26 protein-coding genes are annotated in these 24,997 nt (G+C 69.3%); 19 read left to right on the top strand and 7 right to left on the bottom strand.

The genetic code is table 11. The features are described 5' to 3' along the window. Positions 1-27: 27 nt before the first annotated feature. Positions 28-894: an amidohydrolase family protein gene (locus tag NXI30_09420; GenBank protein ID MCR9094425.1), complete on the bottom strand. Its 867-nt coding sequence runs from the start codon at positions 892-894 to the stop codon at positions 28-30. 86 nt (positions 895-980) lie between these two features. Here NXI30_09420 and NXI30_09415 point away from each other — a divergent pair, with 86 nt between their 5' ends. The 9 genes from NXI30_09415 (at position 981) to NXI30_09375 (ending at position 9,717) form a co-directional block, all read left to right on the top strand. Further along, positions 981-1,895: an SDR family oxidoreductase gene (locus NXI30_09415; protein ID MCR9094424.1), complete on the top strand. Its 915-nt coding sequence runs from the start codon at positions 981-983 to the stop codon at positions 1,893-1,895. Further along, positions 1,892-2,572, top strand: a complete 681-nt coding sequence (locus NXI30_09410; protein MCR9094423.1) for a VOC family protein — start codon at positions 1,892-1,894, stop codon at positions 2,570-2,572. The genes NXI30_09415 and NXI30_09410 overlap by 4 nt, the downstream gene beginning before the upstream one ends. 123 nt (positions 2,573-2,695) lie before the next feature. After that, positions 2,696-3,460, top strand: coding sequence for a PEP-CTERM sorting domain-containing protein (locus NXI30_09405; protein ID MCR9094422.1), 765 nt, complete (start codon positions 2,696-2,698; stop codon positions 3,458-3,460). Between the two features lie 85 nt (positions 3,461-3,545). Further along, entirely contained in the window at positions 3,546-4,742 is a 1,197-nt protein-coding gene (locus NXI30_09400) for an acyl-CoA dehydrogenase family protein (protein ID MCR9094421.1), read from the top strand. A 30-nt stretch (positions 4,743-4,772) separates the two neighbouring features. Then, positions 4,773-5,888: an acyl-CoA/acyl-ACP dehydrogenase gene (locus NXI30_09395; protein ID MCR9094420.1), complete on the top strand. Its 1,116-nt coding sequence runs from the start codon at positions 4,773-4,775 to the stop codon at positions 5,886-5,888. A gap of 197 nt (positions 5,889-6,085) precedes the next feature. Continuing rightward, positions 6,086-6,874 carry a hypothetical protein gene (locus tag NXI30_09390; GenBank protein ID MCR9094419.1) on the top strand — a complete coding sequence of 263 codons (789 nt, stop codon included), beginning with the start codon at positions 6,086-6,088 and terminating at the stop codon, positions 6,872-6,874. Further along, positions 6,871-8,124 carry a M48 family metalloprotease gene (locus NXI30_09385; GenBank protein MCR9094418.1) on the top strand — a complete coding sequence of 418 codons (1,254 nt, stop codon included), beginning with the start codon at positions 6,871-6,873 and terminating at the stop codon, positions 8,122-8,124. Before NXI30_09390 ends, NXI30_09385 begins: the two co-directional genes overlap by 4 nt. Further along, on the top strand, positions 8,124-8,735 hold the full coding sequence (locus tag NXI30_09380) for a hypothetical protein (GenBank protein MCR9094417.1): 612 nt from the start codon (positions 8,124-8,126) through the stop codon (positions 8,733-8,735). Before NXI30_09385 ends, NXI30_09380 begins: the two co-directional genes overlap by 1 nt. 31 nt (positions 8,736-8,766) lie before the next feature. Beyond that, positions 8,767-9,717, top strand: a complete 951-nt coding sequence (locus NXI30_09375; GenBank protein ID MCR9094416.1) for an alpha/beta hydrolase — start codon at positions 8,767-8,769, stop codon at positions 9,715-9,717. 15 nt (positions 9,718-9,732) lie between these two features. On the opposite strand, the gene NXI30_09370 is transcribed toward NXI30_09375, so the two are convergent. Genes NXI30_09370 through nudC form a run of 5 tightly spaced genes read right to left on the bottom strand, consistent with a single transcriptional unit; the run spans position 9,733 to position 16,473 of the window. Beyond that, on the bottom strand, positions 9,733-11,142 hold the full coding sequence (locus tag NXI30_09370; protein ID MCR9094415.1) for an insulinase family protein: 1,410 nt from the start codon (positions 11,140-11,142) through the stop codon (positions 9,733-9,735). A gap of 59 nt (positions 11,143-11,201) precedes the next feature. Further along, positions 11,202-12,626, bottom strand: a complete 1,425-nt coding sequence (locus NXI30_09365) for an insulinase family protein (GenBank protein MCR9094414.1) — start codon at positions 12,624-12,626, stop codon at positions 11,202-11,204. Continuing rightward, complete coding sequence (locus tag NXI30_09360; GenBank protein MCR9094413.1) at positions 12,623-13,423, bottom strand: alpha/beta hydrolase; 801 nt, start codon at positions 13,421-13,423, stop codon at positions 12,623-12,625. The genes NXI30_09365 and NXI30_09360 overlap by 4 nt, the downstream gene beginning before the upstream one ends. Beyond that, a complete protein-coding gene (locus NXI30_09355) occupies positions 13,420-15,630 on the bottom strand; it encodes a molybdopterin-dependent oxidoreductase (protein MCR9094412.1) in 2,211 nt (736 codons plus the stop codon). The genes NXI30_09360 and NXI30_09355 overlap by 4 nt, the downstream gene beginning before the upstream one ends. A gap of 3 nt (positions 15,631-15,633) precedes the next feature. Then, a complete protein-coding gene (gene nudC, locus NXI30_09350) occupies positions 15,634-16,473 on the bottom strand; it encodes an NAD(+) diphosphatase (GenBank protein ID MCR9094411.1) in 840 nt (279 codons plus the stop codon). A 142-nt stretch (positions 16,474-16,615) separates the two neighbouring features. Between nudC and NXI30_09345 the strand changes: the two genes are divergently transcribed. The 7 genes from NXI30_09345 (at position 16,616) to NXI30_09315 (ending at position 22,030) form a co-directional block, all read left to right on the top strand. Next, positions 16,616-17,107, top strand: a complete 492-nt coding sequence (locus NXI30_09345) for a hypothetical protein (protein ID MCR9094410.1) — start codon at positions 16,616-16,618, stop codon at positions 17,105-17,107. Between the two features lie 85 nt (positions 17,108-17,192). Further along, complete coding sequence (sppA, locus tag NXI30_09340) at positions 17,193-18,926, top strand: signal peptide peptidase SppA (GenBank protein MCR9094409.1); 1,734 nt, start codon at positions 17,193-17,195, stop codon at positions 18,924-18,926. Between the two features lie 59 nt (positions 18,927-18,985). After that, complete coding sequence (locus NXI30_09335) at positions 18,986-19,810, top strand: alpha/beta hydrolase (GenBank protein MCR9094408.1); 825 nt, start codon at positions 18,986-18,988, stop codon at positions 19,808-19,810. A 72-nt stretch (positions 19,811-19,882) separates the two neighbouring features. Then, on the top strand, positions 19,883-20,506 hold the full coding sequence (locus NXI30_09330; GenBank protein MCR9094407.1) for a sigma-70 family RNA polymerase sigma factor: 624 nt from the start codon (positions 19,883-19,885) through the stop codon (positions 20,504-20,506). Beyond that, the gene (locus tag NXI30_09325; protein MCR9094406.1) at positions 20,503-21,138 is read left to right on the top strand and encodes a hypothetical protein; all 636 of its coding nucleotides are present in this window, start codon (positions 20,503-20,505) and stop codon (positions 21,136-21,138) included. Before NXI30_09330 ends, NXI30_09325 begins: the two co-directional genes overlap by 4 nt. Further along, positions 21,135-21,737 (top strand): DUF3106 domain-containing protein, encoded by a 603-nt coding sequence (locus NXI30_09320; GenBank protein ID MCR9094405.1) that lies wholly within the window; start codon positions 21,135-21,137, stop codon positions 21,735-21,737. Before NXI30_09325 ends, NXI30_09320 begins: the two co-directional genes overlap by 4 nt. A gap of 50 nt (positions 21,738-21,787) precedes the next feature. Further along, complete coding sequence (locus NXI30_09315) at positions 21,788-22,030, top strand: cysteine-rich CWC family protein (protein MCR9094404.1); 243 nt, start codon at positions 21,788-21,790, stop codon at positions 22,028-22,030. Here NXI30_09315 and thiI read toward each other — a convergent pair. Beyond that, positions 22,027-23,583, bottom strand: coding sequence for a tRNA 4-thiouridine(8) synthase ThiI (thiI, locus tag NXI30_09310; protein MCR9094403.1), 1,557 nt, complete (start codon positions 23,581-23,583; stop codon positions 22,027-22,029). The genes NXI30_09315 and thiI overlap by 4 nt on opposite strands. A gap of 47 nt (positions 23,584-23,630) precedes the next feature. On the opposite strand from thiI, the gene NXI30_09305 reads away from it, so the two are divergent. From NXI30_09305 to NXI30_09295, 3 genes are all read left to right on the top strand, one after another. After that, complete coding sequence (locus NXI30_09305; protein ID MCR9094402.1) at positions 23,631-24,071, top strand: hypothetical protein; 441 nt, start codon at positions 23,631-23,633, stop codon at positions 24,069-24,071. Continuing rightward, the gene (locus NXI30_09300; protein MCR9094401.1) at positions 24,068-24,316 is read left to right on the top strand and encodes a hypothetical protein; all 249 of its coding nucleotides are present in this window, start codon (positions 24,068-24,070) and stop codon (positions 24,314-24,316) included. Before NXI30_09305 ends, NXI30_09300 begins: the two co-directional genes overlap by 4 nt. Positions 24,317-24,391: 75 nt before the next feature. Then, complete coding sequence (locus NXI30_09295) at positions 24,392-24,670, top strand: peroxiredoxin family protein (protein MCR9094400.1); 279 nt, start codon at positions 24,392-24,394, stop codon at positions 24,668-24,670. Positions 24,671-24,997: the final 327 nt, after the last annotated feature.

The following is a 24,997-nucleotide window of genomic DNA, read 5'->3' as shown; positions in this document are numbered from 1 at the left end:
GGCGTGAAGAAAGACGGAGCGACTCGTCTACTGGTCGAGCTTCAGCACCTTCGCGGCGTTCTCTCGGAGGAACTTCGGCCACACGTGATCGCGGAAGGGCACGCTCGGCATGTCCGTCATGATCCGCTCGAGGGAGAGGCCCATCGGGAAGTAGCCGGCGTAGATGATCTTGTCCGCGCCGCGGGTGTTCGCGTAGTTCACGATCTCGTCCGGGTAGTGCTTGGGCGCGAACGCGGACGTCGAGTAGTAGAGGTTCGGCCACTTGAGCATCAGCTTCATGGCGAGCTTCTCCCACGGCTCGCAGCCGTGGCGCGTCACGAAGACGAGCTCGGGGAAGTCGTACATGACGCGGTCGATCTTTTCGACGTGCTGGCAGTCCATCGGGAAGCGCGGTCCGGGCACGCCGGCGCAGACGAAGATCGGGACGCCGAGCTCCACGCACTTCGCGTAGATCGGATAGAACTGCGGCGCATCGATCGCGACCTGCGGGTTGCAGCCGGCGGGGAAGGCGCCGAACGCGCGGACCCCGAATTCCTCGTACTGCTGGACCATCTTGCGGATGCCGTCCATGCCCTCGTTCGGGTCGACGGAGCCGCTCGCGATGAAGCGATCCGGGTGGTCCTTCAAGGCCTTAGCCGAGACGTCGCCGCCCACGCCGATCAGCCCCCTCTCGACGCCGAAGCGGTCCATCTCGTGGAGCGTCACGTCGATCGGGTTCTCGGTCCCGTAGAGCTCCTTGGGCACGTTCTTGAACATGTACTCGACGGGAAAGTCGAACGAGTCCCGCGACTGCGAATCCTTCAGCTGCTTGCGGATGAACTCGTACTGGGAGAAATCGTTGGCGGGAAAGCCGATCATGCAGTCGATGATCGGGATGTCGCTGGGCATGGGCATGGTCTGGATTCCTGGGGTTTCATTGGCGCGCGGAGCTGCGTCGCCGGTCGACGGTGCGCGCCCATCATAGAGAAAGGAATCGACTCATGACGCGGGTCCTCGAAGGGCTTCGAATCGTGGTGACGGGCTCGAGCGAAGGCATTGGAAGGGCGATCGCCCTGTGCCTGGCGAGCGAGGGCGCACGGGTCGTCGTGAACGCGTCCGGAGGGGGCGAAGGCGGCCGTGCGGCGGCCGAGGCGCGACTCGCCGGGCTCGTCGACGAGCTCGTCGCGGCGGGAGGCCAGGGCGCCGCCTGCGTGGGGTCCGTCGCGGAGCCCTCGGCGGCGGAGGCGATCATGCGGACCGCGGTCGACACCTGGGGCGGCCTCGACGGACTGGTGAACTGCGCCGGAATCCCCGGGAAGCCGGCGAACGGGATCCAGGAGATCGAGATCGACGATTGGTCCCGAGTCGTCTCCGTCCACCTCGACGGCACCTTCCTCTGCTCCCGCGCCGCGATTCCGCATCTGCGGGAGGCAGGCGGCGGCGTGATCGTGAACACGAGCAGCCACGGCTTCCTCGGCATGTACGGCGGAAGCGCCTACCCCGCGGCCAAGGGCGGCATCAACTCGCTCACCTGGTGCATGGCGACGGATCTCGCCGAGGTCGGGATCCGCTGCAACGCGGTCTGCCCCGGCGCGAAGACCCGTCTGTCGACCGGGCCCGACTACGAGGAGATGATCCGCGGGCTCGAGGCGCGGGGGATCCTGTCGGACGGGCTCGCCGAGATCAGCCTGAATTCGCCGCCGCCCGAAGAGTGCGCGCCGATCTACGCGTACCTGCTGAGCGACGCGGCGAAGCACGTCAACGGCCGGATCTTCACTGCCTCCGGCCCCTACGTCGGCCTCTTCCCGATCGTGCAGGAGAAGCCGGTCGGGGCGAGAGCGCCGGAAGACGGCCCGTGGACGCAGGCCGACCTGGCGAAGGCGGTCGACGCGGCGCTCGCGGAGGAGAGTGCGTGATCGAGGTCGTGAAGAGCCAGCTCGACGTGGGCCTCGTGAGCGAGGATCCCGCCGTCGTGGACTTCTGGCGGGACGAGGCGGGGCTCGTCTTCGACCACTCGATCCCGGTCGTGAAGGATCAGGTCCAGTACCGCTTCGACGAACGCGGGACGGTCGTGAAGGTGAACGTCCGCAAAGCGCTCACGGGGGACCAGCGCTCGGGGATTCAGGCGCTGCTGATCGCGCGGGACGAGCTCGATGCCCCGCGCGAGATGGCGGATCCGGACGGCAATCGCGTCGTCTTCGTACCGACCGGGACCGAGGGGGTGACACAGATCGGTGTTCGCATCGCGGTCCGCGACCTCGCCCGGACGATGGCGTACTACCGGGACGTGCTGGGCTTCACGGAGGAGGCGCGCGATCGCGTGCGGTGCGGCGACTCGGTCCTGCTCTTCGAGGAGCGCGACGACGCGCCGAGCGGATTCGCGCAGGCCCAGCGCGGGTGGCTCTACCTGACGGTCCAGATCCGCGACTGCGACGCCGAGACGGCGCGGGTCGAGGAAGCCGGGGGTGAGGTCGTCGTCCGCCCGATGAATCTCGGCGAGGTGGCGCGGATGGCGATGGTCCGTGATCCGGACGGGAACCTGCTCGAGATCTCGCAACGGGCGCAGTGGACGGGGCCGCTGCCCGACGCGTGAAGAGGAGGTCGAGCGATCGGCGAGGCGTGAAGAGATTGCCGATCGCGAATTCGTGAGCGCGCCCGCGAACTTCCTCCCCACAATCGGCCCCTCGGGACCACTCCTCTCCAGCAGAGGAGAATCATGTCTCGAGGCCGCGCGTGGATCCGTTGCACGATGGTGGCGATCGCCATTCTGGCGTCCGGCCCGGCGTCGGCCTCGATCGTCGAGGTGCGGCGCGAGATCGAGGTCTTCGCGTCCTACACATACGAACCCTATTGGGGGTTCGTCACGGACTTCTCGCCCCATCAGGCTGAATCCGAGGACTTCGGAGTCTGGAATCCCACGCTCGAAGAACGGATGGCGGGAAGCGAGCGCGTGGCGGACGGCTACGGTCGAATCGCGCTCGAGTCGGAGGTGACGCCCACGCGGATCGCGTTCTCGACGCGCGTGACGGGCATCGGAGAGGATTCCTCGGTCGGCGTCGCTGATCCCGACCTCGTCGACTGGAACTACTTCACGATCGAGCGAACCGGCGGGAACGGACGCTCCTGGCTGCGCGCAGTCCTCCAGATCGACCAGCCGACGCCGTACATGATCGACGTGACGAGCGTGAATCGGCCGCCGCCGGGCCCCGGCGACGGCCGGATTGGTCTTCTTCGGAATCCCAACTTCCCGATCAATGACTTCGAATCGATCTTCGGCCTACGGGCGCCGGCCGGATATCAATCGATCCGCCGTGAGGGCGTACTCCAGCCCGGGCGGTATGACTTCACGATCCGGCAACCCTGGACCCGCGGTAACCCGCAGGGCCTCGACGTGCTCTTCGTCATCCCGGAGCCCTCGATAGCGCTCCTGCTCGGGCTGGGGCTGGTCGCGATGGGCGCCGCGCGCCCGCGTAGCGACTGAGTCGCGCGAGCCGTGGCTCGCCGGTCGCCGCGCTGGCGCCCCGGGCACGCTTCGCTGATCCTCCAGCTCTCGCTGGAGAAACGCCATGTACATCGGATACAACGAAGAGCAGGAGGCGCTGCGCCAGGAGCTGCGCGCCTACTACAGCCGCCTCTTGACGCCCGAGATCAAGGCCGAGCTCGCCAAGGAGCACGGCATCGGTCCGACGACGCGCGAGATCACGCGCCAGATGGGCAAGGACGGCTGGCTCGGGATCGGTTGGCCGAAGGAGTTCGGCGGCCAGGGGCGGAGCGAGATCGAGCAGTTCGTCTTCTTCGACGAGTCGATGCGGGCGCGGGCGCCGGTGCCGATGCTGACGGTGAACACCGTCGGGCCGACGCTGATGGTGAACGGAAACGAGGAGCAGAAGAAGCGCTTCCTGCCGAAGATCCTCGCGGGCGAGATCCACTTCTGCATCGGCTACTCCGAGCCGCAGGCGGGTACGGATCTCGCCGCGCTCCAGACCCGCGCCGATCTCGCCGACGACGGGAGTGGCGACTACATCATCAACGGGCAGAAGCTCTGGACGAGCCTCGCCTCCGACGCCGACTACTGCTGGCTCGCGGTTCGGACGGACCAGAAGGCCGACAAGCACGGCGGCCTGTCGATGTTCCTCGTCGACATGAAGACGCCGGGCATCCGCGTCGACACGCTCGACCTGCTCTCGAGCCACGACATCGCGGCAGTCTTCTACGACGACGTGCGCGTCCAGGCGGAGAACCTCGTCGGAGGCCTCAACCAGGGCTGGAAGCTGATCACCGGCCAGCTGAACCACGAACGCGTGACCCTCTGCGCGCCCGGGATGATCGAGGGCGCCTACGACGCCGTCGTCCAGTGGGCGAAGGACACGAAGCGGCCGGACGGTGGCCGGGTGATCGACGACGAGTGGGTCCAGGTCAATCTCGCCAAGGTGAAGGCGGGGCTGCACGCGCTTCGGCTGCTCAACTGGAAGGTGGCCTGGACGGCGGCCGAGGGGCGGAAGCTGAACCCGGCCGACGCGTCGACGATCAAGGTCTACGGGACCGAGTTCTTCCTCGAAGCCTTCCGGCTCATGATGGAGGTGATGGGCCAGCGCGCCTATCTGCGGCCCGACGGCAAGGCCGACGAGCTGGTCGCGGACGGCATGGTCGAGATGCTCTATCGCAGCCTCCTGATCCTGACCTTCGGTGGCGGCACCAACGAGATCCAGCGCGACCTGATCGGTCTCTTCGGCCTCGGTCTGCCGCGCATCCCGCGCATGTAGTAGAAGACGAGAATAGAGAGCGAGACGAACATGGACTTCAGCTACAGCGAAGAACAGCAGGCGATCTTCGACCTCGCGTCGCAGATCCTCTCCGAAGGCTCCCCGGCAGAGAAGCTCCTGGCCCTCGAGCGCGGCGACGGTCCGCGCTTCGACGCCGACCTCTGGGCGACCGTCGGCGAAGCCGGGCTCGTCGGCGTCGCCGTCCCGTCCGAGTACGACGGCGGCGGTCTCTCGTTCCTCGAGGTCTGCGGGGTCCTCGAACACGTGGGTCGGACCACGGCGGCCATCCCCTACTTCGAGACCGCCGTGCTGGGTGCGCTCCCGATCGCCGCGTTCGGGACCGAGGAGCAGAAGAAGTCGATCCTGCCGGAGGTCGCGGCGGGACGGAAGATCCTGACCGCCGCGCTCGTCGAGCCAGAGGGCGAGATCGAGCGACCCGGCGTCGAGGCGACGGCGACGGAGTCGGGCTTCCGGCTTCGCGGCGTGAAGTCCTACGTGCCGGCGGGCCAGATCGCGGACCTCGTCCTGGTCTCCGCTGCGACCGACGAGGGGCCCGCGGTCTTCCTCGTCGATCCGAAGGCGGACGGCGTGAGGATCGAGTCGCTCGAGACGACGAGCTATCGGCCCGAGGCGAAGCTGACCCTCGACGGTGTGGAAGTCGCCGGCGATGCGCTCCTCGGCGGCCTCACGCAGGGCCGCGAGATCATCGAGTGGATCGACCTGCGTGCGAACGCCGCCCTCTGCAACGAGCTGCTCGGTTGCCTCGAGGCCGCGCTCGAGATGACGGCCGAGTACTCGAAGACGCGGAAGCAGTTCGACCAGCCGATCGCGATGTTCCAATCGGTGTCCCATCGCGAGAGCGACGCGTACATCGACACGCAGACCGTGCGGCTCTCCGCGCTCGAGGTGGCCTGGCGGATCGCCGTCGGTCGCGAGGCCGACGAAGAGGTCGCGATTGCCAAACACCTCGCGAGCGAGGCGGGCTTCCGCGTGACCTTCGCCGCCCAGCACATCCACGGCGGGATCGGGGTCGACCGCGAGTACCCCGTCCACCGCTACTACGTCCACGCCCGCCACATCGAGCTGATCCTCGGAGGCTCGACGCATCATCTGCGACGGCTCGGCCGGATGATCGCCGCGGCCTGATCGACGGGACGCCCCGAGTCCGGCTCCGCGGCGCGCGATCGCGCGGAACCGATCGCGCGCCCGCGGCCCTCCCCATCGATCGCCGCCCCGCCGCCCCGCCGCCCTCGCGCATCCTTTGCGCGACGACTGCCCTATAGTCGTCGCACACCGCGTGTCCCACGCCCCCCGGGCCCGGTTGCTCGAGGAGAGCCTGCGCTTTGCCCATCCGAATCCGCACGAGAAGCGCCCGGGGCGCAATGCTCGGCGTGTGCCTGGTCGTCCTGTCGACCGCCGCCTGCGCCGTTCCGCCGCCCTATCGCGGGCCCGCGAACTACGGCGTGCGCTTCGCCGATCTCGACCGCATCACGCTGATCCCGCCGCTCGTCTCGGTCTACTCGATGTCCTCCGGTGACATCGAAGAAGAAGTGCAGGACTGGAGCGACGCGGCCAACGAGCACGCCCAGACGGCGGTGCGCGAGATCGTCGAGCGCGCGGGCAAGACCTTCGTCCCCTACGCGGGAACCCATCCGCCGCGACCGGATTTCCGGTTGGGCGTCGAGAACCCGAACGCGAAGCCTGCGGTCAGCGACGGCGAACAGGCGTGGCTCCTCTGGGAGTCCGCGAAGGAATCGATCCTTCGGCACACCTATGACATGACGCAGCTCTTCCCCGCGCAGATGGAGCGCTTCGACTACACGCTCGGGCCGAAGTCGAGCGTGCTCCTCGACGGAACGCGTGCGGACGCGTACGTGCTGATGATCGCGACGGACTACGTGCCGACCGGCGAGCGCCAGGCGCTGGTGGCGGTCGGAGCGGCGGCGACCCTCGTGACCGGAGCCTACGGCGGTCCGGGAGCCACGCCGGCGGAGCTCTTCGTCGCTCTCGTCGAAGCCCGGACCGGGGACATCCTCTTCTTCAACAAGGTCTCGATGCCGCTGGCGGACCTGCGGGATCCGGCGGGCAACAAGGCGCTGGTCGAGCTGGCGCTCAAGGGGATCGAACGATGAGGGCGCGACGGGGTCTTCTCTCTCTCGCCGTGCTCGTCCTGCTCGGCGCCGGCGGTTGCGCGACGCCGCCGCTCCCGCCGATGGGAGCCGACCGGACGACCATGCAGCTCGATCCCGACGAGCAGGCGCTCTGGAAGGAGTCACGGGCGATCCAGTACGAGATCGAATCCGCCGGCCTCCACTTCGAGAACGCCGCGGTCGACGCCTACCTGGCGCAGGTCCTCGAACGCTCGACCCCGGCCCGCATGAAGCAGGCGGGACTCGAGCCGCGGATCGAGGTGATCTCCGACATCAACATCGACGGCTACTCGTTCGCGAACGGCGTGATCTACATCCACACGGCGTTGCTCGCGCAGATGACCGACGAGACGATGCTCGCCACGATGCTGACCCGCGAGATGGCGCACATCGTGAACCGGAACGCGCTGCGGGCGAAGCGGGAGAAGCGACGCAACGCGGACACGATGGCGTGGATCGGGGTGGGCTCGTCGATGGTCGAGGGCGGCGGAAACGCGAAGCTTCTCGTGCAGGCCGCGCAGATGACGAGCGCCGTCAACTTCCACCACACGATCGAGACGATCGCGGACGAGCGCGGTCTCGAGTTTCTCGACGAGGCCGGCTACGCCGTCGGCGACACGCCGCGCCTCTACGAGACGACGATCGCCTATATCGGCGAGGTCCACGCGCAGGGCGTCTGGGGCTGGGTGCCCTTCGTGCCGCCGGCCCCGGTGGTCGCGCGCGTCCAGGGCATGAAGACGCTGATCCAGACGAAGTATCCGGACCAGCAGGCGACGCGTTCGCCGCTCCTCGATCCGTCCGCCTTCGAGCGGCGAATCCATCCCGTCACGATCCGCCAGGCGGAGCTCGAGCTGGCGGCCGGGCTCTTCCTCTCCGCCGAGAAGACGGCGCGTCGCGCGACCGAGAGCGACACGCGGGACCCGAAGCCCTGGATCCTGCTGGGGCGCGCACTCTCGGGGCAACGAACGAAGCCGATCCCGAACCGACCGACGCCCTCGATCACGCAGGTCCGCGAGGCCTTCGAGGAAGCGCTTCGCCGGGATCGAGAGAGCGCAGTGGCGGTTCGCGAGCTGGCGATGTCCTACTACAAGACGAACGGGACGAGTCGGAGCGACGAGGATTCGAAGCAGGCGCTCGACCGCTTCCGTCGCTACCTGCGGATGGATCCGAATGCCAAGGATCGGGGATACGTCGAGAGCTACATCCGGGAGCTCTCGGAAGGAGGCCGATGATGGGCCGGCTGATTTCGGGAACGATCGCGCGCGGGCTCGCCCTGGGGACGCTCCTCGTGGTGCTCCTCTCGCTCATGGCCTGTGCGCCGCCCTGGGTGCCGATCGACGAGACGACGCCGCGCCCCTTCGACATGACCCCCGTGCAGATCCGCATGAACATGCCGATGGGCTGGATGTCGTCCTACTATGCGCCGGTCGGCGGCTATTTCTTCTTCACGGTCCACGGCAGCGAGCTCGAGGAGTTCTGGGTCCGGCGCTTCCCGAAGAGCGCGATCGTGAAGGGGACGGGCCGGAACACGGCCGGGTCGCTCACCGTCCAGGAGATCTCCGAGATCTCCCTCGACAGTCGTCGCCTCGACGACGGGACCGGGAACTTCGAGGTCGTGTCGAATCGGCCGGCGACGATCGGCGGCCAGACCTGCTTCCGCCTCGACTACCGCCACCGCAATGCGATCGGCCTCGAGAAGCGGACCCTCGAATACGGCTGTCCGGTGGGTGACTGGCTCTACCGCTTCGAGTTCATGGCGCCCGAGGAGTACTACTTCGATCGCTTCGTCCGCGACTTCGAGGCCGCCGTCGGCTCGGTCCAGTTCACGATCCCGGGCGTCTGAGATGGGGGCGTCCGCGACGGTGGCGGTGAAGGTGACGGTAAAGAACGCTTCGACGGTCCTGCTGGTCGTCGCGGGTCTGCTCGTCCTGACGGGCTGTGCGGCCCAGCGCGAGACCCTGGGCGCGGCGATGGCCTATCGCGGGGCCGACTGGCCGAGCGAGCGGGTCCGGCTCGACCTCGCCTATCGCGATGGCGCGGACTTCGACGACGAGAAGCATCGTCTCGATCTCTTCCTCCCCGCCGAAGGCAGGACCGGCTGGCCGACGCTCGTCTTCGTGCACGGCGGCGGCTGGACCCACGGCGATCGTCGCCTCGGCGCGTTCGGGGTCGAACCGATCCGGAACCTGGGTCGCTTCTACGCCGCGCGCGGTTATGGCGTCGTCGTGCCGAGCTATCGCCTGCAACCCGGCGTCGACTGGTCCGCTCAGGTCGACGACGTCGCGGCGGCGGTCGCCTGGGCGCGCGAGAACGTCGCTCGCTACGGCGGAGACCCGGAGGCGATCGCCCTCGGCGGGCATTCGGCAGGCGCCTGGCTTGCCGCGCGCGTCGGCCTCGACGATGCGCCTCTCGCGCGTCACGGCACGGATCGCCGCGGGCTCTGCGGTCTCGTCCTCGTGAGCGGCGCGGGCTACGACCTGGCCGACGAAGCGACCTACGAGGCGGGAGCGAGCCGCGCCTACTTCGAGCAGCGTTTCGGGGGCGAAGGCGATTGGGAGGCCCGGGCCTCGGTCGTGACGAACGTCGACCCGCCGACGCCGCCGGCGCTCCTGCTGACGGCGGAGGGCGAGGGACCGACCTTCGAGCGACAGTCGAACCGGCTCTACGAGGTCGTCTCGCCGCTCGCGCCGGCCTCGAAGCGCCACGAGGTCGCGGGCCAGAACCACCAACGCATCCTCGTCTCGATGAGTCTGGAGGGCGATCCGGTCTCCGAGACGGCGCTCGCCTTCCTCGACGGGATCGACTGCACGGGGCGCGACCGTTAGGCGAAGCCGTTCGCCTCAGTCGATCCGCCCCTCGTCATCGATCGTCCGGAGCCGGCGTTCCGGCGCGACGGTCTCGAAGGCTCGCTCGATCGCATCGGCGTCGCCGACCAGCACGACGATCGGGGCTTCGTTCAGGTGTCGATGGGCGACGGCGCGGAGGGCCTCGGACGTGATCGACCCGATCGGGTGGGCGGGGAGCTCGACCCCCGCCGGACGTCTCCGGTGCGAGAGCCACGTGCGGAGCGCGGCATAGCGAGCGTCCGCGTCCGCACGTTCGAGCAGATCTTCACCGCGCATCCGCTGCGCGAGGGTCGCGACCTCGCAGTCGAGGAAGGGAACGTCGACGAGGGCGCGGAGATGGGCTTCGACACCGGCGACGACGGCGGGTACGCGCGGGGCGCGGGCGCGGGTCGTGACGAAGAAGAGACCGTCGGGATCCTGTGCGGCATCGATCGTGTAGACGAGTCCCTGGCGCTCGCGCAGATCGGCGAAGAGTCGGCCCCCGACGTTGCCGCCGACGGCGCTCGCGAGGACCTCGAGGAGCGGCGCATCGTCGCGCCCGCCCGGCGCGTTCGGAATCGCCAGGAGGATTTCGACCTGGGGCGCGCCTCTTCGGCCGACGACGAGGACGTCGGTCGGCGCGAGATCGAGGGCGCCTTCGCTCTCCCTCGCGACGCGCTCCGCCGGGTCGGCTCGGTCGGGAGCCGACCCGGCGCGAGCCCGGGTCCACTCACCGAGCGCCGCGACCCGGTCCTTCGCGAATCCCTGGAAGACGAGGGTGCGATCGAGCGCCTCGACGAATCGGGTGCGCAGGGTCGCTCGCAGCGCGGCCCGGTCGCGGGGCGGCTTCGCGGCGCCCTTGGCCGGATCGCTTCTCAGTCGATCGAGGCGATCACGCGCGACCGTCGCAGGAAGGGCGGCGGCCGCCAGGCGGGCGAGGCGCGCGCGTCGACGTGCATGGGCGAAGGTTTCCTCGTCCACGGAGGCGAACGCGACGACTTCGTCGAGGAGATCGGTCAGTACGGCCGCCTCCGTCGTGGGTGCCGAAGCCGCGAGCCAGAGACGATCCCCGGTCGTGTCGACGCGCACCTGCGCCCCGCGTCGGGCGGCGCGCGCCCGGAATCCTTCCGGATCTCGCGCGGTCCAGCCTTCCGAGAGCAGGAGTCCCGCGATCGCGGCGTCGTCCGCTTCGACGCGGGGCCAGGGGACGCCGATCGCGATCCGCGCGAAAGGCGACGCGGTGTCGGCGTCGACCCAGATCGCCGCGTCGCCCTCCGGCGATGGCATGTGCGCCGCGAGCTCGGTCGGCACGCGCTCGCCAAGGTCGCGCGAGAGGGTCGGGAGATCCGCGATCTCGAGGCAACGGGGTGCGAGGTCGATGTCGACGATCGGCGCCGTGGGCTCGACGGGCGTCGGAGGTCGCACACACGCAACGAGCAGCGAGACGACGCTCGACGCTGCCCGAGACCGCCCCCGTCCGCGGATCAAAGGAGCGTCCCCTCGAGCGAGGCGCCGACGCCATCGGGCAGCCACTCGAGCAGGCGCTTCACGAAGCGCATGAGGCCGACGGGCTCCACTTCGAGCGTGTGCATCGGTCCTTCGAAGACCCGTTCGGCCACGCGCGCGAGCTGGTCCGGCTCGACCCGTGCGATCGCGGACAGCTCCTGCTCGAAGGCGCGTGGATCGCCCTGGAAGAGCGCGGCGCGGGCGAGCGCGGCCCCGACGCCTTCCGCATCCGCGACGAGGGCGAGGCGCGCGCGGAGCACCCGCTGCACCGAGTGGCAGGTCTCCTCCGAGTCCGGCGGTCGATCGAGCAGTCGTCGGGTCTCTTCTTGGATGCGCGCACGCAGCGTCGCCGTCGAAACGAAGGTCCGGGGGACGAAGGCCCAGGCCAACAGGCCGAGGTCGCGGAACGCGAGCGGAAGCGAGAACGCTTCGAGGGCGTTGTCCCGGGTGAGCGTGCGGACGAGGCGGGCGTCCGGATGGCCGAGCAGGACGTCGTCGAGGACGGCGATGGCCGGAAGGTCGGGATCGTCCGCGGCGACGCCGTTCCAGACGGTCGCCAGAATGGGGAAGGGGGCGAGGGGGTCCTCCGCGACGACGTTGCGCGGCGTTCCCTCGAGCGTCGAACGCTCGCGTTCGGGCGGCGCCGGACGCGCGGGGACGGCACCGAGGGTCCGTTCGAGGATCGCGCGCGCCTCCTCGGTCTCGAAGCCGCCGACGAGGACGACGACGGCGTTCGAGGGGGCGTACCACTGCCGTTGGAACGCCTCGGCCTCCGGGGCGCTCATCGAGGCGAGGGATTCCGGCGTGCCCAGCGGACTGTGGGCGTAGGGCGTGCCCTCGAAGAGCGAGAGCCCGAAGGCGAGGGCCGCGTTCACATAGGGCTGGTTTTCGAGCCCCAGGCCTTCTTCGCGGATCGCCGCGCGCTGGTTCGCGAGGTTCGCTTCGCTCAGCCGGAGCCCGCGCATTCGTTCGGCTTCGAGGAAGAGCGTTCGTTCGAGGGCGGCGCGCGGGACGTTCTGCCAGTACTGGGTCGTGTCGTAGTCGGTGATCGCGTTCGTGTAGCCGCCGACGTCGCGAATCACGCGGAAATGACCGCCGTCGGGGACACGTCCGCCGCCCTTGAACATCATGTGCTCGAAGAGGTGGGCGACGCCCTCGCGTCCAATCGCCTCGTCGCGCGCGCCCACGTCATAGGCGACGCGAATCGACAGCGCCGGATCGTGCGCCCGGGGAACGAGGACGAAGCGGAGGCCGTTGTCGAGCCGACCCGAGACGATTTCGGGAATCGCGCGGGCGAGCGCCGCCTCGAAGCCGGGCGGAGGGGGGCAGGTCGCGGCGGCGGTGGCGAGGGGGACGAGCAGGGTCGCCGCGAGCGTGAGCGTGGCGAGCGCCCGACGGATCATTCGACGAGGGCCCGGATCGCGCCGATCACCCGCTCCGGCGCGTCGCGTTGGACGTAGTGGCCGCAGTCTTCGCAGATCTCCTGCGTGCCCAGCGGCGAGAGCCGCACGAGATCCGCCTGGGACTCGGCCCAGGCGCGCCGCAGGTTCGGCATCTCGGGTGGCTGCCCTCGGCCGGTCAGTACGCGAACCGGAATCGGCGGAAAGGGGCCCGCGTCGCGAATCGCCCGGGTCGTCGCATCGGCGGCATCGAGCTCGGCCCGCGGTCCGCTCGGCATGAGCAGCCGCGCGTACCAGGGAACGGCGCACCGCTCCGCCTGCGCCTCGAGACACCGGGTTCCGAACTCCGCGTGCCGCGCGTCGACGAAGACGACGGCCGCGACCTCCTCGGGATGGGTCCGCGCGTAGAGCTCGACGAACTGGCCGCCCAGGGAGTGGCCCACGAGGACGTAGGGCGGCTCGAGCTCGAGGGACTGGAGCAGCGCGCGGAGCTCGCGCACGATCGTCGCGCCGTCCCGGGTCGCCGTCTCGGAGCGGCTTCCGCCGACGCCGGCCCGGTCGTAGGCGAAGGCGCGCGCGAAGCCCGAGACCGGCTCGAAGACCGGGGTCCAGACGCGCATCGAGTTGCCGAGGCCGTTCTCAAAGACCACGACGGGCCCTTCGTCGCCGGCCAGGGCGTAGCGGTGGCGCGTGTCCGCTCCGCGGGACTCGGAACGGCCGGGGAGGGTCGAACAGGCGACGCCGGTGAAGGCGAGGGCGAGGAACGCGAGGCTGAGGAGGATCGCAGGGCGCAGGCTCACCCGTGGCGCTCCACTGCGACGGGGATCGCGCTCATGCGCGGGATGCCCGTATGTGGATCGAACACGTCCTCGTTGTCGACGAGCCGGCTCGTGTTCGCGCCGAGCGCGCGGGCCGCATCGTCGACCGCCTCCTCTTCCGTCGGGGTCTCTCCGAAGCAATGCGCCATCGAGACCACCCCGGGCCGGACGTCCCGGGCCGGCTCGACGATCCCGATGATCGAAGCGCGCGGGGAGCGGATCTCGACGAGATCGCCCTTCGCGAGGCCGAGACGCGCGACGTCGTCCGGGTGGAGGAACGCGGGGTTCCACGGCTTCCGCCCGTTCAGACGATCGATGTCCCGGCCGCTCGAGTTGTAGACGTTCGGGAGTCGCCGCGAGATCAGCCGGAAGGGATAGGCGGCCTCGCCGGCGGGATTCTCGTCTCGAACGTCGGCGAGCTCGCTCATCATGTCCACGTTCCCGACGTCGAGGCGGTCCTCGCAATCCGGATCGGCGGGGGCCACCCGGATCTCGACGTCGTCGAAGATCGCGCCGTGGGGCTCGGCGCGGACACGGTCGAGCGGGATGCGCGAGCCGTTCATCAGTCCGTCGAGGACCTCGTCGGTCGTGGGCTTCTGCTCCATGTCGAAGGCGAAGGCTTCACGCCGACCGCGCAGGGCACCGGTTTCGGCGCGGATCGGATAGGCGACGAGGTCGATGCCCATGCGCTTCGAGAGGCCGTAGAAGAACTCCCACTCCTCGATCACGTCGGCGCCTTCGGGCGGGTCGACGATCGCAGGGGTGTACTGGGCGTAGGGCTCGGGATAGCCATGGGCGACGTAGGTCTGCTCGATGGCTTCGCTCGAGACCGAGATGCCCGGGACTTCGAGGGAGAGCTTCGGGGCGATCACGTAGTCGGCGAAGCGGGAGGTGGCGGACATCTTCATGTCGAGGGTCACGAGCAGGTCGAGCGACTCCATCGCCTCGATCGTCTTGAGCTGATCGGGCCAGGCCGAGACGGGGTTGCTGCCGATACAGAAGAGGGCGCGGATCCGGCCTTCGCCCCGGTAGAGGATCTCGTCGGCCAGCGCGCCGGTCGGGAGTCCGGCGGCGGAGTTCGACAGGTCCCGCGAGAGCAGGTGCTCGCCCTTGCCCCAGCCGGCGCGGGGCGGAAGCGCCTGCGCTTTCGCCTGCGCTTCGGGGAGGAGTGCGCCGGGATTCGGGACGACCTCGCCCTCCTTGCGCCAGCGTCCGCAGACCGTGTTCAGCGCGAGCAGCAGGTACTCGGTCAGGTTGCCGTGAGGCGCCATGTTGGGCCCCGTCCCCGCGACGCCGCAGCCGCGAGGCGTCTCGCCCTCGCGAGGGGCCCCGGCGAACATCCGGGCGGCAGCGACGATCTCGTCGACGGTGAGCCCCGCGCGCTCGGCGGCGTATTCGGGGTCGAAGTCCGCGACGCGTTCGGCGAGGGCGTCGAGTCCGGCGACGTGCGCTTCGCAGAAGGCCTCGTCGTAGCGGTGCTCGCGCAGGATCAGGTGGAGCATCGCCGAGAGGACCGTCGGATCCTCCCCGGCCTTCGGCTGGAGGTGGAGGTCGGCGAAGCGGGCGACCTCGGTCTTGCGCGGATCGATCACGATCAGCTTCATCCCGCGCGCTTTCGCCTCGCGCAGGCGGCGGCCGGGGTTCGACGGTGGGATCCCGCCGGACATCGAGATCAGCGGGTTGTTCCCGACGAGGAGCCAGACGTCGGATTCGTCGAAGACATGGGAGCCGCCGAGCCAGCGACCGTGGATCGCGTTCGCCACGTGCTTGCCCGGTTGATCGATCGCGGCGGAGGTGAAGACCATCCGCGAGCCGAGGCCGATCATCCAGCCGACACCGGACGGGATCGACGCCGGGTGCGGCCCCGAGTACGTGCCGGGGTAGAGGGCCACCGACCGCGGTCCGTGCTGATCGACGATCTCACGGACGCGGCGCGCGATCTCGTCCATCGCTCGATCGCTCGAGATCGACGAGTAGGTCCCGTCGACGCCGCGCTTCTGGGACGCGAGCAGACGGTCCGGATGCGCGTGCTGATCCGGGAGGGACCGGCCCTTCGCACAGGTGAAGCCGTGATAGGCCGGGTTCGCGCGGTCCCCGGTCACCCGAACCGGCCGCCCCTCCTCGACGTCGACGAGAATCCCGCAGTTCGCATGGCAGAAGCGACAGATCGAAGGGCGCGTCTCGACCATCGACTACTTCGGCGGATTCACGCCGTTCCGCTCGAGGAAGTCGTGGATCAGCCATTGGCTGATGCTCACGCGACCCGGGAAGAAGTTCGGCATGTCCTTCGCCCTGAACCATTCCGCCGCGACGACCTCGACGCCATCGACTTCGATCTCGCCCGCTTCGTACTCGGCGCGGAAGCCGAGCATCAGCGAGTTGGGGAAGGGCCAGGCCTGACTCGAGTAGTACTGCACGTTCTTCACGAGGATCTTCGTCTCCTCGTAGACCTCGCGCTTGACGGCGTCCTCGGCGCTCTCGCCGGGCTCGACGAAGCCGGCGAGCACGCTCATGATGCCTTCCGGAAAATGCGGCGAGCGCCCGAGGAGGATCTCGTCACCGCGCTCGACCGCCACGATCATCGCCGGCGAGAGCCGCGGGTACATCGGGATCTGGCAGGACGGACAGGAGCGCGAGCGATCCATCTCGGACACGACGGTCGGTTCCGCGCACGCGCCGCAGAACTGGTGGGTCTTGTCCCATTCGACGATCTGGACGGCGCGGCCCGCGACCGCGTGGGTCGCCTCGTCGAGGGAGCCGTAGAGCATGTGCAGGTTCGAGAAGCGCAGGCCGCCCGCCGGCTGCGCGTCGTCGGCGAGCTCGGCGGAGAAGCAGTGCCGACCCTCGAGGGAGCCCAGGTATTGGCGCCGGACGGCCTCGTAGCCCGCGGCGTCGATCTTGCCGAGATCCGGGAGGGTGCCGTCCTCGGTGACCAGCAGGTCTCGGCCCTTGAAGGCGAAGACGATGGGGTCATCTCCGGGATCGTCCGGGGAGATGTGATGAGGCAGGAATCGGAAATGGTCGTGACTCATGCCGCGAATCTAACGGAATCGGGGCGGCTCGTCCGCGGCGCTTCGAGGGCACCCGCCGGGGATCTCCCTTCGGCGGGGATCCCGATCTGCCGATGGGTCGAGGATGCGGGACCGGACGAAAGTGCAGCAACTGATGCCGCTCATGCGGGAATTCGGCAGCCTGGAGCGCAAGCGTCTCGGCGCGGGCGTGACGCCGCTGGAATACCAGCGCTGGCTCGACCTGAAGGGCCAGATCGGGAACTCCTTCGCGAAGTCCCGGCAGGCCGGCCTCCGGGCGATGGGCGGTGGGGACTCGAGGGAGCGCCCCACCCGCCTCGTCGTCGAGTACCGGAACCGGGAGCATCTGCTCGACTCCGTCGTCTCGAACATCCAGCCCGCCGGGTTTTTCGTGCCGACCCCCTTTGCGGCGGAGGTCGGCGCCCGGTTCCTGATGCGGGTCTCCCTGGAGGAAGAGGGGGAGGTGGCGGACCTGCCGGTGGTCGTGGTCACTTCGATCAGCCAGGGCGCGCACACGCTCTCGACCATGAGCATGGGGATGAGCGTCAAGATCGGGAAGCCGACGCGCGCGCAGGGGGCAGGGATCTCGAAGCTCTTCGCGTCGACCCTCGACGGGAAGCTGGGTCTCGCGGGCTAGCCGCCTTCGTCTCGAGGGGCGTGCGCTCCGTCGGTTCGGGACCGGCGTTTCGCGCCCGGCGGAGCGCCTCTGATACCCTCGCCGCATGCAGACGGCTTTCTCTCTTCGCTCGGTGCCTGCGTTCTTCCTTCTATTCCTGATCGCCACCCCCCTCGCGTGTTCGCTGGGCGGCGGAACGGCGGTGGAGGTCGAGGACGGCACCACGCTCTTGATCGAGATCGGCGGGGAGTACGTCGATACCCCCGGCCCCAATCCGCTCGCGCGTCTGGCCGGGGACTCGACCCAGCCGCTCCTGAGCCTGCTCGGGCTCTTCACCCGAGCGGAACGGGATTCGCGGATCGAGACCGTGGTGCTCCGGATCGAGTCCCTCGCGATCGGGTGGGGCAAGGCGGACGAGATCCGCGCGGCGGCCATCCGCGTGCGGGAGAGCGGCAAGCGGGTCGTGGCCCATCTCGAGATCCAGGGCTTCCTGGCGAACAAGGAGCTCTATGTGGCGAGCGCGGCGGACGAGATCTTCGTGGCGCCGGGCTCGGCGATTCCCCTGGTCGGTCTCGCCGCCGAGTACATCTATCTCGGCGGGCTCTGGGAGAAGCTCGGCATCGATTTCGACGTGGCGCGGGCCGGCCGGTACAAGAGCGCGGTCGAGGTCTACGCCGAGCGGACGATGTCCGACGACGCTCGAGAGATGGCGAACTCGCTCCTCGACGATGCCTGGGCGCGCTTCGTGTCGGCCCTCGCGGAAGGGCGGAATCTTCCGGTCGCCGCCGTCGAAGCGGCGATCGACCGGGGCCCGGTCCGGAGCCAGGAGCTCGAGGCGCTCGGACTGATCGACGGCGAGGTCCATCTCGACGAGCTGCTCGAACGGGAGGGCGGAGCACTGCTCGACGACGTCGACTACGCGCGAGTCGATCCGGCGACGATCGGTTTCGAGCCCGAGGCGAGCGTCGCCCTCATCTTCGGCGTCGGCACCGTCCTCCAGGGCGAGGCCAACGATTCCCCCCTCTCGACCGACACGGTCTTCGCGTCGGAGACCGTGTCCCGCGCGATCCTCGACGCGGCCGAGGACCCCGAGATCGACGCCATCCTGCTGCGGATCGACAGTCCCGGCGGCTCCGCCCTCGCCAGCGAGATCATCTGGCGGGCGATCATCCGGGCGCGGGAGCTCGGGACGCCGGTCGTCGTGTCGATGTCCGACGTCGCCGCTTCGGGCGGCTACTACGTGGCGAGCGCCGCCGACGCGATCATCGCGGATCCCGGCACGCTCACGGGCTCGATCGGTGTCTTCGCGATCCGGCCGGTGGTCGGCGGCCTCTTCGAGAAGCTCGAGGTCGGCGTCGAGTCGCTCACCCGCGGCAGGCACGCGGACTTCCTCCTCTCGAGCGAGAAGCTCTCGCCGGCGGCCCTGGCGCGGCTGCAGACCTCGGTCTCCGACACCTACCAGCTCTTCCTGACCCGGGTCGCGGACGGCCGCGGGCTCTCGATCGACGCGGTCGGCAAGGTCGCGCAGGGGCGGGTCTGGAGCGGACGGCAGGCCTTCGATGCCGGGCTCGTCGACGAGGTCGGCGGTCTCTACACCGCGGCGCGGCGTGCGAAGGTCGAGATCGGCCTCGATCCCGACGACGACGTCCTGCTGATCCCGTACCCGAAGCCGCCGACGCTCTCCGAGCAGCTGATGCGCGCGTTCTCCTCTGCGTCGATCCGCGCCGTCGCGCCGACCTTCGAGTGGCCGGCGCCCCTGGCCCAGCTGGCGGAGGCGGTCGAAGGGCTGCCGACCGGGAGCCCGGTGCTCGTGCCGCCGATGATGATCGAGATTCGTTAGGCGCGTCGAAGCCAGGCGCCCGGATTCACTCCAGACGAAGAGGAACGACCTTGTCCTTCGTGACGACTGCCGAGGGCAACACCCTCTACTACGAACACCATCGGCCCGAGGGCGAGTCGAAGACGACGGTGATCATCTCGTGCGCCTTCTGCACGACGCACGAGAACTGGCGTGGACAGGTCGGCGCCCTCGTCGCGGCCGGCCATCCCGTCGTCCTCTGGGACCAGCGCGGCCACGGCGATTCGCCCGCCCCCCAGAACGATCCGACGTGGTCCCTCGAAAACGTGATGACCGACCTCGCGGCCATCGCCGACGCGACGACCCCGGATGCACCCTTCGTGGCGACGGGACACAGCTTCGGCGGACTCGCGAGTCTCCACTTCGCGGCGCGCTTCCCGGATCGCGTGGCCGCCCTCGTGCTCGTCGGCTCCGGCCCGGGCTTCAAGAACCCCGAGGCCGCCGAGGGCTGGGCTGCGCAGGTCGAGCGGACCGCGAGCTTCCTGGAGACCCGGGGCTTCGAGGACTTCGTGAACGGCCGCGCGGGCATCACCTGTATCGGAAGCAAGCCCGAGCTCCCCGCCGCGCAGGCCGCGGCGAAGGCGATCATCGCCCAGTCCGTTCCGGGGATCGCCCGGTTCGGCCGCGAGATCTCGGCCACGATTCCGCCCGTCATCGACGAGCTCGCCGACATCGCGGTGCCTGCGCTGGTCCTCGTCGGCGAGGACGACAAGCCCTATCGCCGGGCGGGCGAGGTCATGAGCGCGAAGCTCCAGAACGCGCGCCACGTCGTCGTTCCGGACGCGGGGCACATCGTGAACATCGAGCAGCCCGACGTCTTCGAGCGCGAGGTGCTCGGCTTCCTGGCGGAGCTCGAGGGCGCCTGAAGGGCGTCCGATCTCGCCTCCCGGCGCAACCTTCCCGTTCGTCGACGGTTTCATCCCCCGTGCGGAGGTGGAATGCAGACCCTTGATCCGGACGCCCGGCTGATGATCGCGTTCCGGAACGGGGACGAGGAAGCCCTCTCCGCCCTGTACCGGAGGTGGGCGGGGCCCGTTCTCCGTTTCCTGGAGCGGATGGTGCGCGAACGAGCGACGGCGGAAGAACTGATGCAGGAGACCTTCGTCCGGGTGCACGGCGCGCGCGATCGCTACGAGGCGGACGCCCGCTTCTCGACCTGGCTCTTCCGCATCGCCCGGAATCTCGCGCTCAACGAGCTCGATCGGGCCCGCAACAAGGCGACCCACGTGAGTACGGACGCGCCGGCGCGCGAAGACGACGAGCGTCCCGCCCTCACCCTGGTCTCCGGCGGGAACGCCGTGGACGATCTCGCCCACGCCCGCCGCGAACGGAGCCGCATCGAGGCGGAGCTCGCGGTGCTCCCCGAGCGCCAGCGGACCGCGCTCTGGCTCGCGGCGGTGGAAGGCCACTCGTACGCGGAGATCGCCGAGGTGCTGGAGGCATCGCCCCAGTCGGTGAAGGCGTTGATCCACCGCGCCCGTGCGACCCTCGCGGATCGCATGGCCGCTTCGAGCCCGGCGACCGAAGCGCCCGACACGCCCATGACGGAGGGGTCGCGATGAGCGATTCGAACTCGACCGAAGAACGCCTGGATGCGCTCCTGTCCGCGGAGCGGGACGATGCGCTCGAGCCCCGGGAGAGGACGGAGCTCGACGCCCTGCTCGCGAGCGATCCCGCCGCGGTGGAGCGCCGGACGGCCTTCGCGACGATCGACGACGCCCTCGCGGATCTCGGGCGTGTTCCGCTCGGGGAGGCCGCGATCGCCGACGGTCTCGAACGCCTGAGGGAGAGGACGGGAAGCGAGGCTTCCGGCGTCGTCCAGCTCGACGGCTGGCGCGCGCCGTGGCGGCATCCGGCCGTTCCGCTGCTCGCGGGTACGGCCGCCGCGGCGCTGATGCTCTACTTCGCGATCATGCCGAGCGAGTCCGCCGACACGGCCTCGGCACCTTCGGAGATCGTGCAGCGCCCCCAATCGCCTGTCCGGGAGGGGGTCGTCGTCGCGACGCCCGAGGCGGTCGATCCCTTCGGCCTGGAAGACGGAGATCCGGATTTCGACCCCGAGCTCGCGATCGCCCTCGGCTACGGCGAGGGTCCGGACTTCGTGCCGGGGGTCGACAACGCGGACCTGCCCGTGATTTCGGAGCTCGACCTGCTCGACTTCATGGCGAGCCGCGAAGAGGGGGAGCGAGGATGAGCGCGACGGAGCGAAGGCGCCTCGTACGCGCGTGGGCGGTCACCTTCCTGCTGGCCGGGTTCTTCGCGCTCACGGTCGCCGCCGCGGCGGGGTCCGAGGAAACGGCGCCGACGGCGCGACCCGACCGCGCGAACATGATCGAGCGCTGGCAGAAGGCGACGCCGGTGGAGCGGCGCGCGATGCGCGCGGAGGTCCGGAAGCGCTTGGAGGATGCGTCCCCGCGCGAACGACGCCGCGCGGGGCGGCGGATGCGCGCCCTCGAGCGGGCGCTGCCCGAGTTCTCGCCGATCGAGCGCCTGGCGCTGCTGCGCGCCGCCGCGACGCTCCCGGCGGAGGAACGGAAGGCGCTCCGGCAGCGGCTTCGTGGGATCGACGACCTCGAACCGGCGGAACGGAAGGCCTTCGTCGACGAGCTCGAGGCGATGATCCAGGGCCGATCGGGGGAGATCGAGCGCTTCGAACGCAATCGCCGACGCTGGCGCGATATGTCCGAGGCCGAACGCCAGGAGGCGCGCGAGCAGATGAAGCGCCTGCGCGAGATGAGCGTCGAGGAGCGCCGCGAGCTGCTGCGGGAGATGGAGGCCGCGAAGCGGCGCTGATCCCGAGGTATTCTCGACGTTCCGGGGCCCGATCCCGTGGAGGAATCCCCTTGCCGCGCAAGATCGTCGATCTCGAGATCGACCGCAGTCGCTGCGTGCTCTGCGGTGGACCGAACGCCTGCGTGATGGAGCGGCGGGCGCAGGGGGAGGACGTCGACGAGCCCTGCTGGTGCGTCTCGCGGGTCTTCCCGGATTCGATCACGAAGCGCGCGACCGAACGGGACGGCGGGGCGAGCTGTGTCTGCGAGGCGTGTCTCGATTCCGCGGCCGAAGCCGAGGCCGCGGAACGCTAGGTCGTTCGCGCCTCGGCCATGCGGCGCACTTCGCGGAGCCCGCCCGAGACGTGGCTCGCCTTCAGCCCCTGGCGTCGCATGAGATCGGCGAGGTGCGCGCTCTTCAGCCCGAATTCGCAGTAGAGCACGTAGCTCTGGGCGGGGTCGAACGATGCGTAGGCGCGGAGCGCGTTCGGAAAGTCGAGGAAGAGCGCGTCGGGGTAGTGCCAGGTCGCATACGCCGCCTTCGGCCGGAGGTCGATCACCGTGTCCGCCGGGCCGATCTCACGGGCCGACAGCGCCTCCGCGTCCCACGCCGCCAGGTCGACCTCGGTGAGCCCGTAGTGGGTGCGCGAGGCGAGGGCCTCTTCGAGCACGCCCGGATCGAGCTTGGCCTCTTCCTCGAGGATGTCCTCGAGACGCGCATGGGTCGCCGGCCTGGACGGGACGATCGCGCAGTACTCCCCGACCTTGGCCGACAGGTCGTGGGTCCCCACGCGTCGGGCTTCCGCGATGATCTCTTCCTTGTTGTTGCCGACGAGCGGTCGAAGGATCGGAAGCTGCGCGCCGGCTTCGATCACGGAGAGATTCTGCAGCGTCTGGGAGGAGACCTGTCCGATCGCCTCGCCGGTCACGATCGCGGAGGCTTCCCAGCGCGCCGCGACGGCCTCCGCGGCGCGCAACATCAGCCGCTTGAGGATGATCTGCCAGTAGCGGGTCGTGACCTTCTCCTGGATCTCGCGGCTGACCGGGTCGAAGTCGACCGAGTGGAAGCGCGGGCGCGTCCCCGCCTGCCAGCGGTCGGCGAGGCACTTCGCGATCTGCAGCGTCTCGAGCTCGTGCTGTCGGCCACCGAGGTTGCAGAACACGTAGTCGAGGGCGACGCCGCGGCGGAGCAGCCGCCAGGAGGCGACGGGGGAGTCGAAGCCCCCGGAGAGGAGGCTGACGGCGCGGCCCTCCGTTCCGAGGGGGAGGCCGCCGACGCCCGGCTCCTTCGCGGAGAAGTAGTAGGCCTGATCGGGATCGATCTCGACGAAGACGACGGCTTCGGGGTTTCCCAGATCGACGCGGGTCGCGAGCGGCAGGAGTGCTGCGCCGAGCGCGCGCTCGACGGCGGTCGTGCTGATCGGGATGCTGCTCTTCTCGCCGACCCGACGCGCGCGGATCGCGAAGCTCCGATTCCGGACATAGGGCGCGCCGAAGGCCTCACCCTCGCGCACCACTTCGTCCTGGTCGGACCACGGGATCGCGTGGGTGATCGAGACGGACTGGATTCCGAATACCCGGGAGAAGCGCGCGGCCATGGCGTCGTCGTCCGGGAGCGTCGGATCGTGGGTCGTCTCCAGGGAGACGAAGAGGCGATTCCGCTCCTTCACGACCTTTCCTGCGCGGCCGCTGCTCTTGAGGCTGGTGCGCAGGTTCTCGACGAGGCGCGACGTCATCCGGCGTCGCGTGGCGTCGGCCTTCGTGGTCAGATCGCCGCTGAAGCGCAGCAGGAGCAGCGTCGTCTCGGGCTTCGTACCGTCGTTCGACGGCGGAGGCGCTTCGGTCTTGCTTTGATCGGGGTCGTTCACCACCAGACGGGAGTTCCTGTGCTCGTTGCGCGGTATCATACCGGGCGATGAATCGTGTGCGCCTCTACCGCGTGCTGATGGGATCGCTGGGGATCGCGTTCTTCCTGTTCGGGATGGCGCTGATCCTCTCCTTCTTTCTCTATCAGCGACCGCATTCGACGCCGCTGGTGACGACCGGTCCCATCGGTCACTACTTCGTCGCCTTCGCCGGCTGCGCGCTCGTCGGCTGGTCCGGTGGCTTGATCGGGGCCGCACGGGATCCGTGGGCGTCGCGCTCGGTCGGGACGATGACGATCGTCGCGCTGGTATTGATGGCGGTGATCCGACTCGTCGCCTGGATCATCGGCGACTACTACGAATTCGCCGGCGAGGCGCTACGCGGGGAGGTCACGGGCTTCCTGCTGATCGCCCTCGCTCTGATCTGGACCAAACCCACCGTCGCCGAGAGCTGTCTCCGCGGACCGGTACCCGAAGGAGAAAGCGCATGATCCTGCGCGGACTCGCGAGCCTCGCGATCGGCGGACTGCTCGTGCTGAACTTCCTCCTGCCTTCGGTGGAGGGCATGGCGCGCGGACCGGAGAACCGGGTGCGGGCGGACCTCGTGAGCGAGCTCGCCGTCGGTCAGACGTTGCCGCCGCTCACGCTCCACGATCTCCAGGGCCGGGCCTTCACCCGGGAAGACCTCCTGGGGCATCGTGTCCTACTGACCTTCGAACGCTCGGTCGACTGGTGACCCTTCACGAAGGCGCGGCTCGTCGAGCTGCGGAAGGCATTCGAGGAGACGCCGGACCTGAGGATCGTGTGGGTCATGGCGGAGTCGCAGATCAACGAACGCAGCCGGCTCTTCATCGACGAGCTCGGTCTGGCGAACCGGATCCTCTTCCTCGCCGATCCCAGAAGTGAGTTGATCAGCACACTCGGGATCCTCAAACAGGAGCCGGAGGCCATCGAGCAGGGGGTCCCCCACCCCACCACGCTCCTGCTGGACGCGGGCGGCACGATCCGTTTCGTGGACGTGCGCGAAGATTTCCATTTCTGGCTGGACCCCGAGGCGGTCCGGGAAGCGCTCGCCCGGAGCGATTGGTAGGCGCGACGCCTTCGTGTCGGGGGTCACACGGAAGTCGAGTCGAGCAGGTCGTTTGCCGGTCGCCGGGTCTCACTCGGAAGCTTGCACGGGCCCGCGGGAATCCCCATTATCTCCTTCGGTTCGGACGCCCGTGTGATCCGAATCGGCGGAACCAGCGCGGTTCCCGGAGCGTCTTCGATGTCGCTCGAGGGAGTCGCGGCTGCTCCGGACCTGGACCCCCCGCTGCCGTTTGGCGGGCTTCGAGGCCAGCCCTCGAAGACCAAACATGCATATAGAAGAGCGATGAGCCGCCCCCGGTTAGGACGCATGGCGTCGGCGGATGTTCGT

The sequence above is a fragment of the bacterium genome, from assembly GCA_024742285.1.
Classification (GTDB): domain Bacteria; phylum Myxococcota_A; class UBA9160; order UBA9160; family UBA4427; genus UBA4427.
Note: the sequence above shows the minus strand (reverse complement) of the source record. Positions and strands in the feature narration are given on the sequence as shown.

Excerpts from the sequence above, each read along its gene's own strand:
- NXI30_09420 (MCR9094425.1), bottom strand. The coding sequence starts at position 894 with ATGCCCATGCCCAGCGACATCCCGATCATCGACTGCATGATCGGCTTT.
- NXI30_09415 (MCR9094424.1), top strand. The coding sequence starts at position 981 with ATGACGCGGGTCCTCGAAGGGCTTCGAATCGTGGTGACGGGCTCGAGC.
- NXI30_09405 (MCR9094422.1), top strand. The coding sequence starts at position 2,696 with ATGTCTCGAGGCCGCGCGTGGATCCGTTGCACGATGGTGGCGATCGCC.
- NXI30_09400 (MCR9094421.1), top strand. The coding sequence starts at position 3,546 with ATGTACATCGGATACAACGAAGAGCAGGAGGCGCTGCGCCAGGAGCTG.
- NXI30_09395 (MCR9094420.1), top strand. The coding sequence starts at position 4,773 with ATGGACTTCAGCTACAGCGAAGAACAGCAGGCGATCTTCGACCTCGCG.
- NXI30_09385 (MCR9094418.1), top strand. The coding sequence starts at position 6,871 with ATGAGGGCGCGACGGGGTCTTCTCTCTCTCGCCGTGCTCGTCCTGCTC.
- NXI30_09380 (MCR9094417.1), top strand. The coding sequence starts at position 8,124 with ATGGGCCGGCTGATTTCGGGAACGATCGCGCGCGGGCTCGCCCTGGGG.
- NXI30_09365 (MCR9094414.1), bottom strand. The coding sequence starts at position 12,626 with ATGATCCGTCGGGCGCTCGCCACGCTCACGCTCGCGGCGACCCTGCTC.
- NXI30_09355 (MCR9094412.1), bottom strand. The coding sequence starts at position 15,630 with ATGGTCGAGACGCGCCCTTCGATCTGTCGCTTCTGCCATGCGAACTGC.
- nudC (MCR9094411.1), bottom strand. The coding sequence starts at position 16,473 with ATGAGTCACGACCATTTCCGATTCCTGCCTCATCACATCTCCCCGGAC.
- NXI30_09345 (MCR9094410.1), top strand. The coding sequence starts at position 16,616 with ATGCGGGAATTCGGCAGCCTGGAGCGCAAGCGTCTCGGCGCGGGCGTG.
- sppA (MCR9094409.1), top strand. The coding sequence starts at position 17,193 with ATGCAGACGGCTTTCTCTCTTCGCTCGGTGCCTGCGTTCTTCCTTCTA.
- NXI30_09330 (MCR9094407.1), top strand. The coding sequence starts at position 19,883 with ATGCAGACCCTTGATCCGGACGCCCGGCTGATGATCGCGTTCCGGAAC.
- NXI30_09325 (MCR9094406.1), top strand. The coding sequence starts at position 20,503 with ATGAGCGATTCGAACTCGACCGAAGAACGCCTGGATGCGCTCCTGTCC.
- NXI30_09320 (MCR9094405.1), top strand. The coding sequence starts at position 21,135 with ATGAGCGCGACGGAGCGAAGGCGCCTCGTACGCGCGTGGGCGGTCACC.
- NXI30_09305 (MCR9094402.1), top strand. The coding sequence starts at position 23,631 with ATGAATCGTGTGCGCCTCTACCGCGTGCTGATGGGATCGCTGGGGATC.
- NXI30_09300 (MCR9094401.1), top strand. The coding sequence starts at position 24,068 with ATGATCCTGCGCGGACTCGCGAGCCTCGCGATCGGCGGACTGCTCGTG.
- NXI30_09295 (MCR9094400.1), top strand. The coding sequence starts at position 24,392 with ATGGCGGAGTCGCAGATCAACGAACGCAGCCGGCTCTTCATCGACGAG.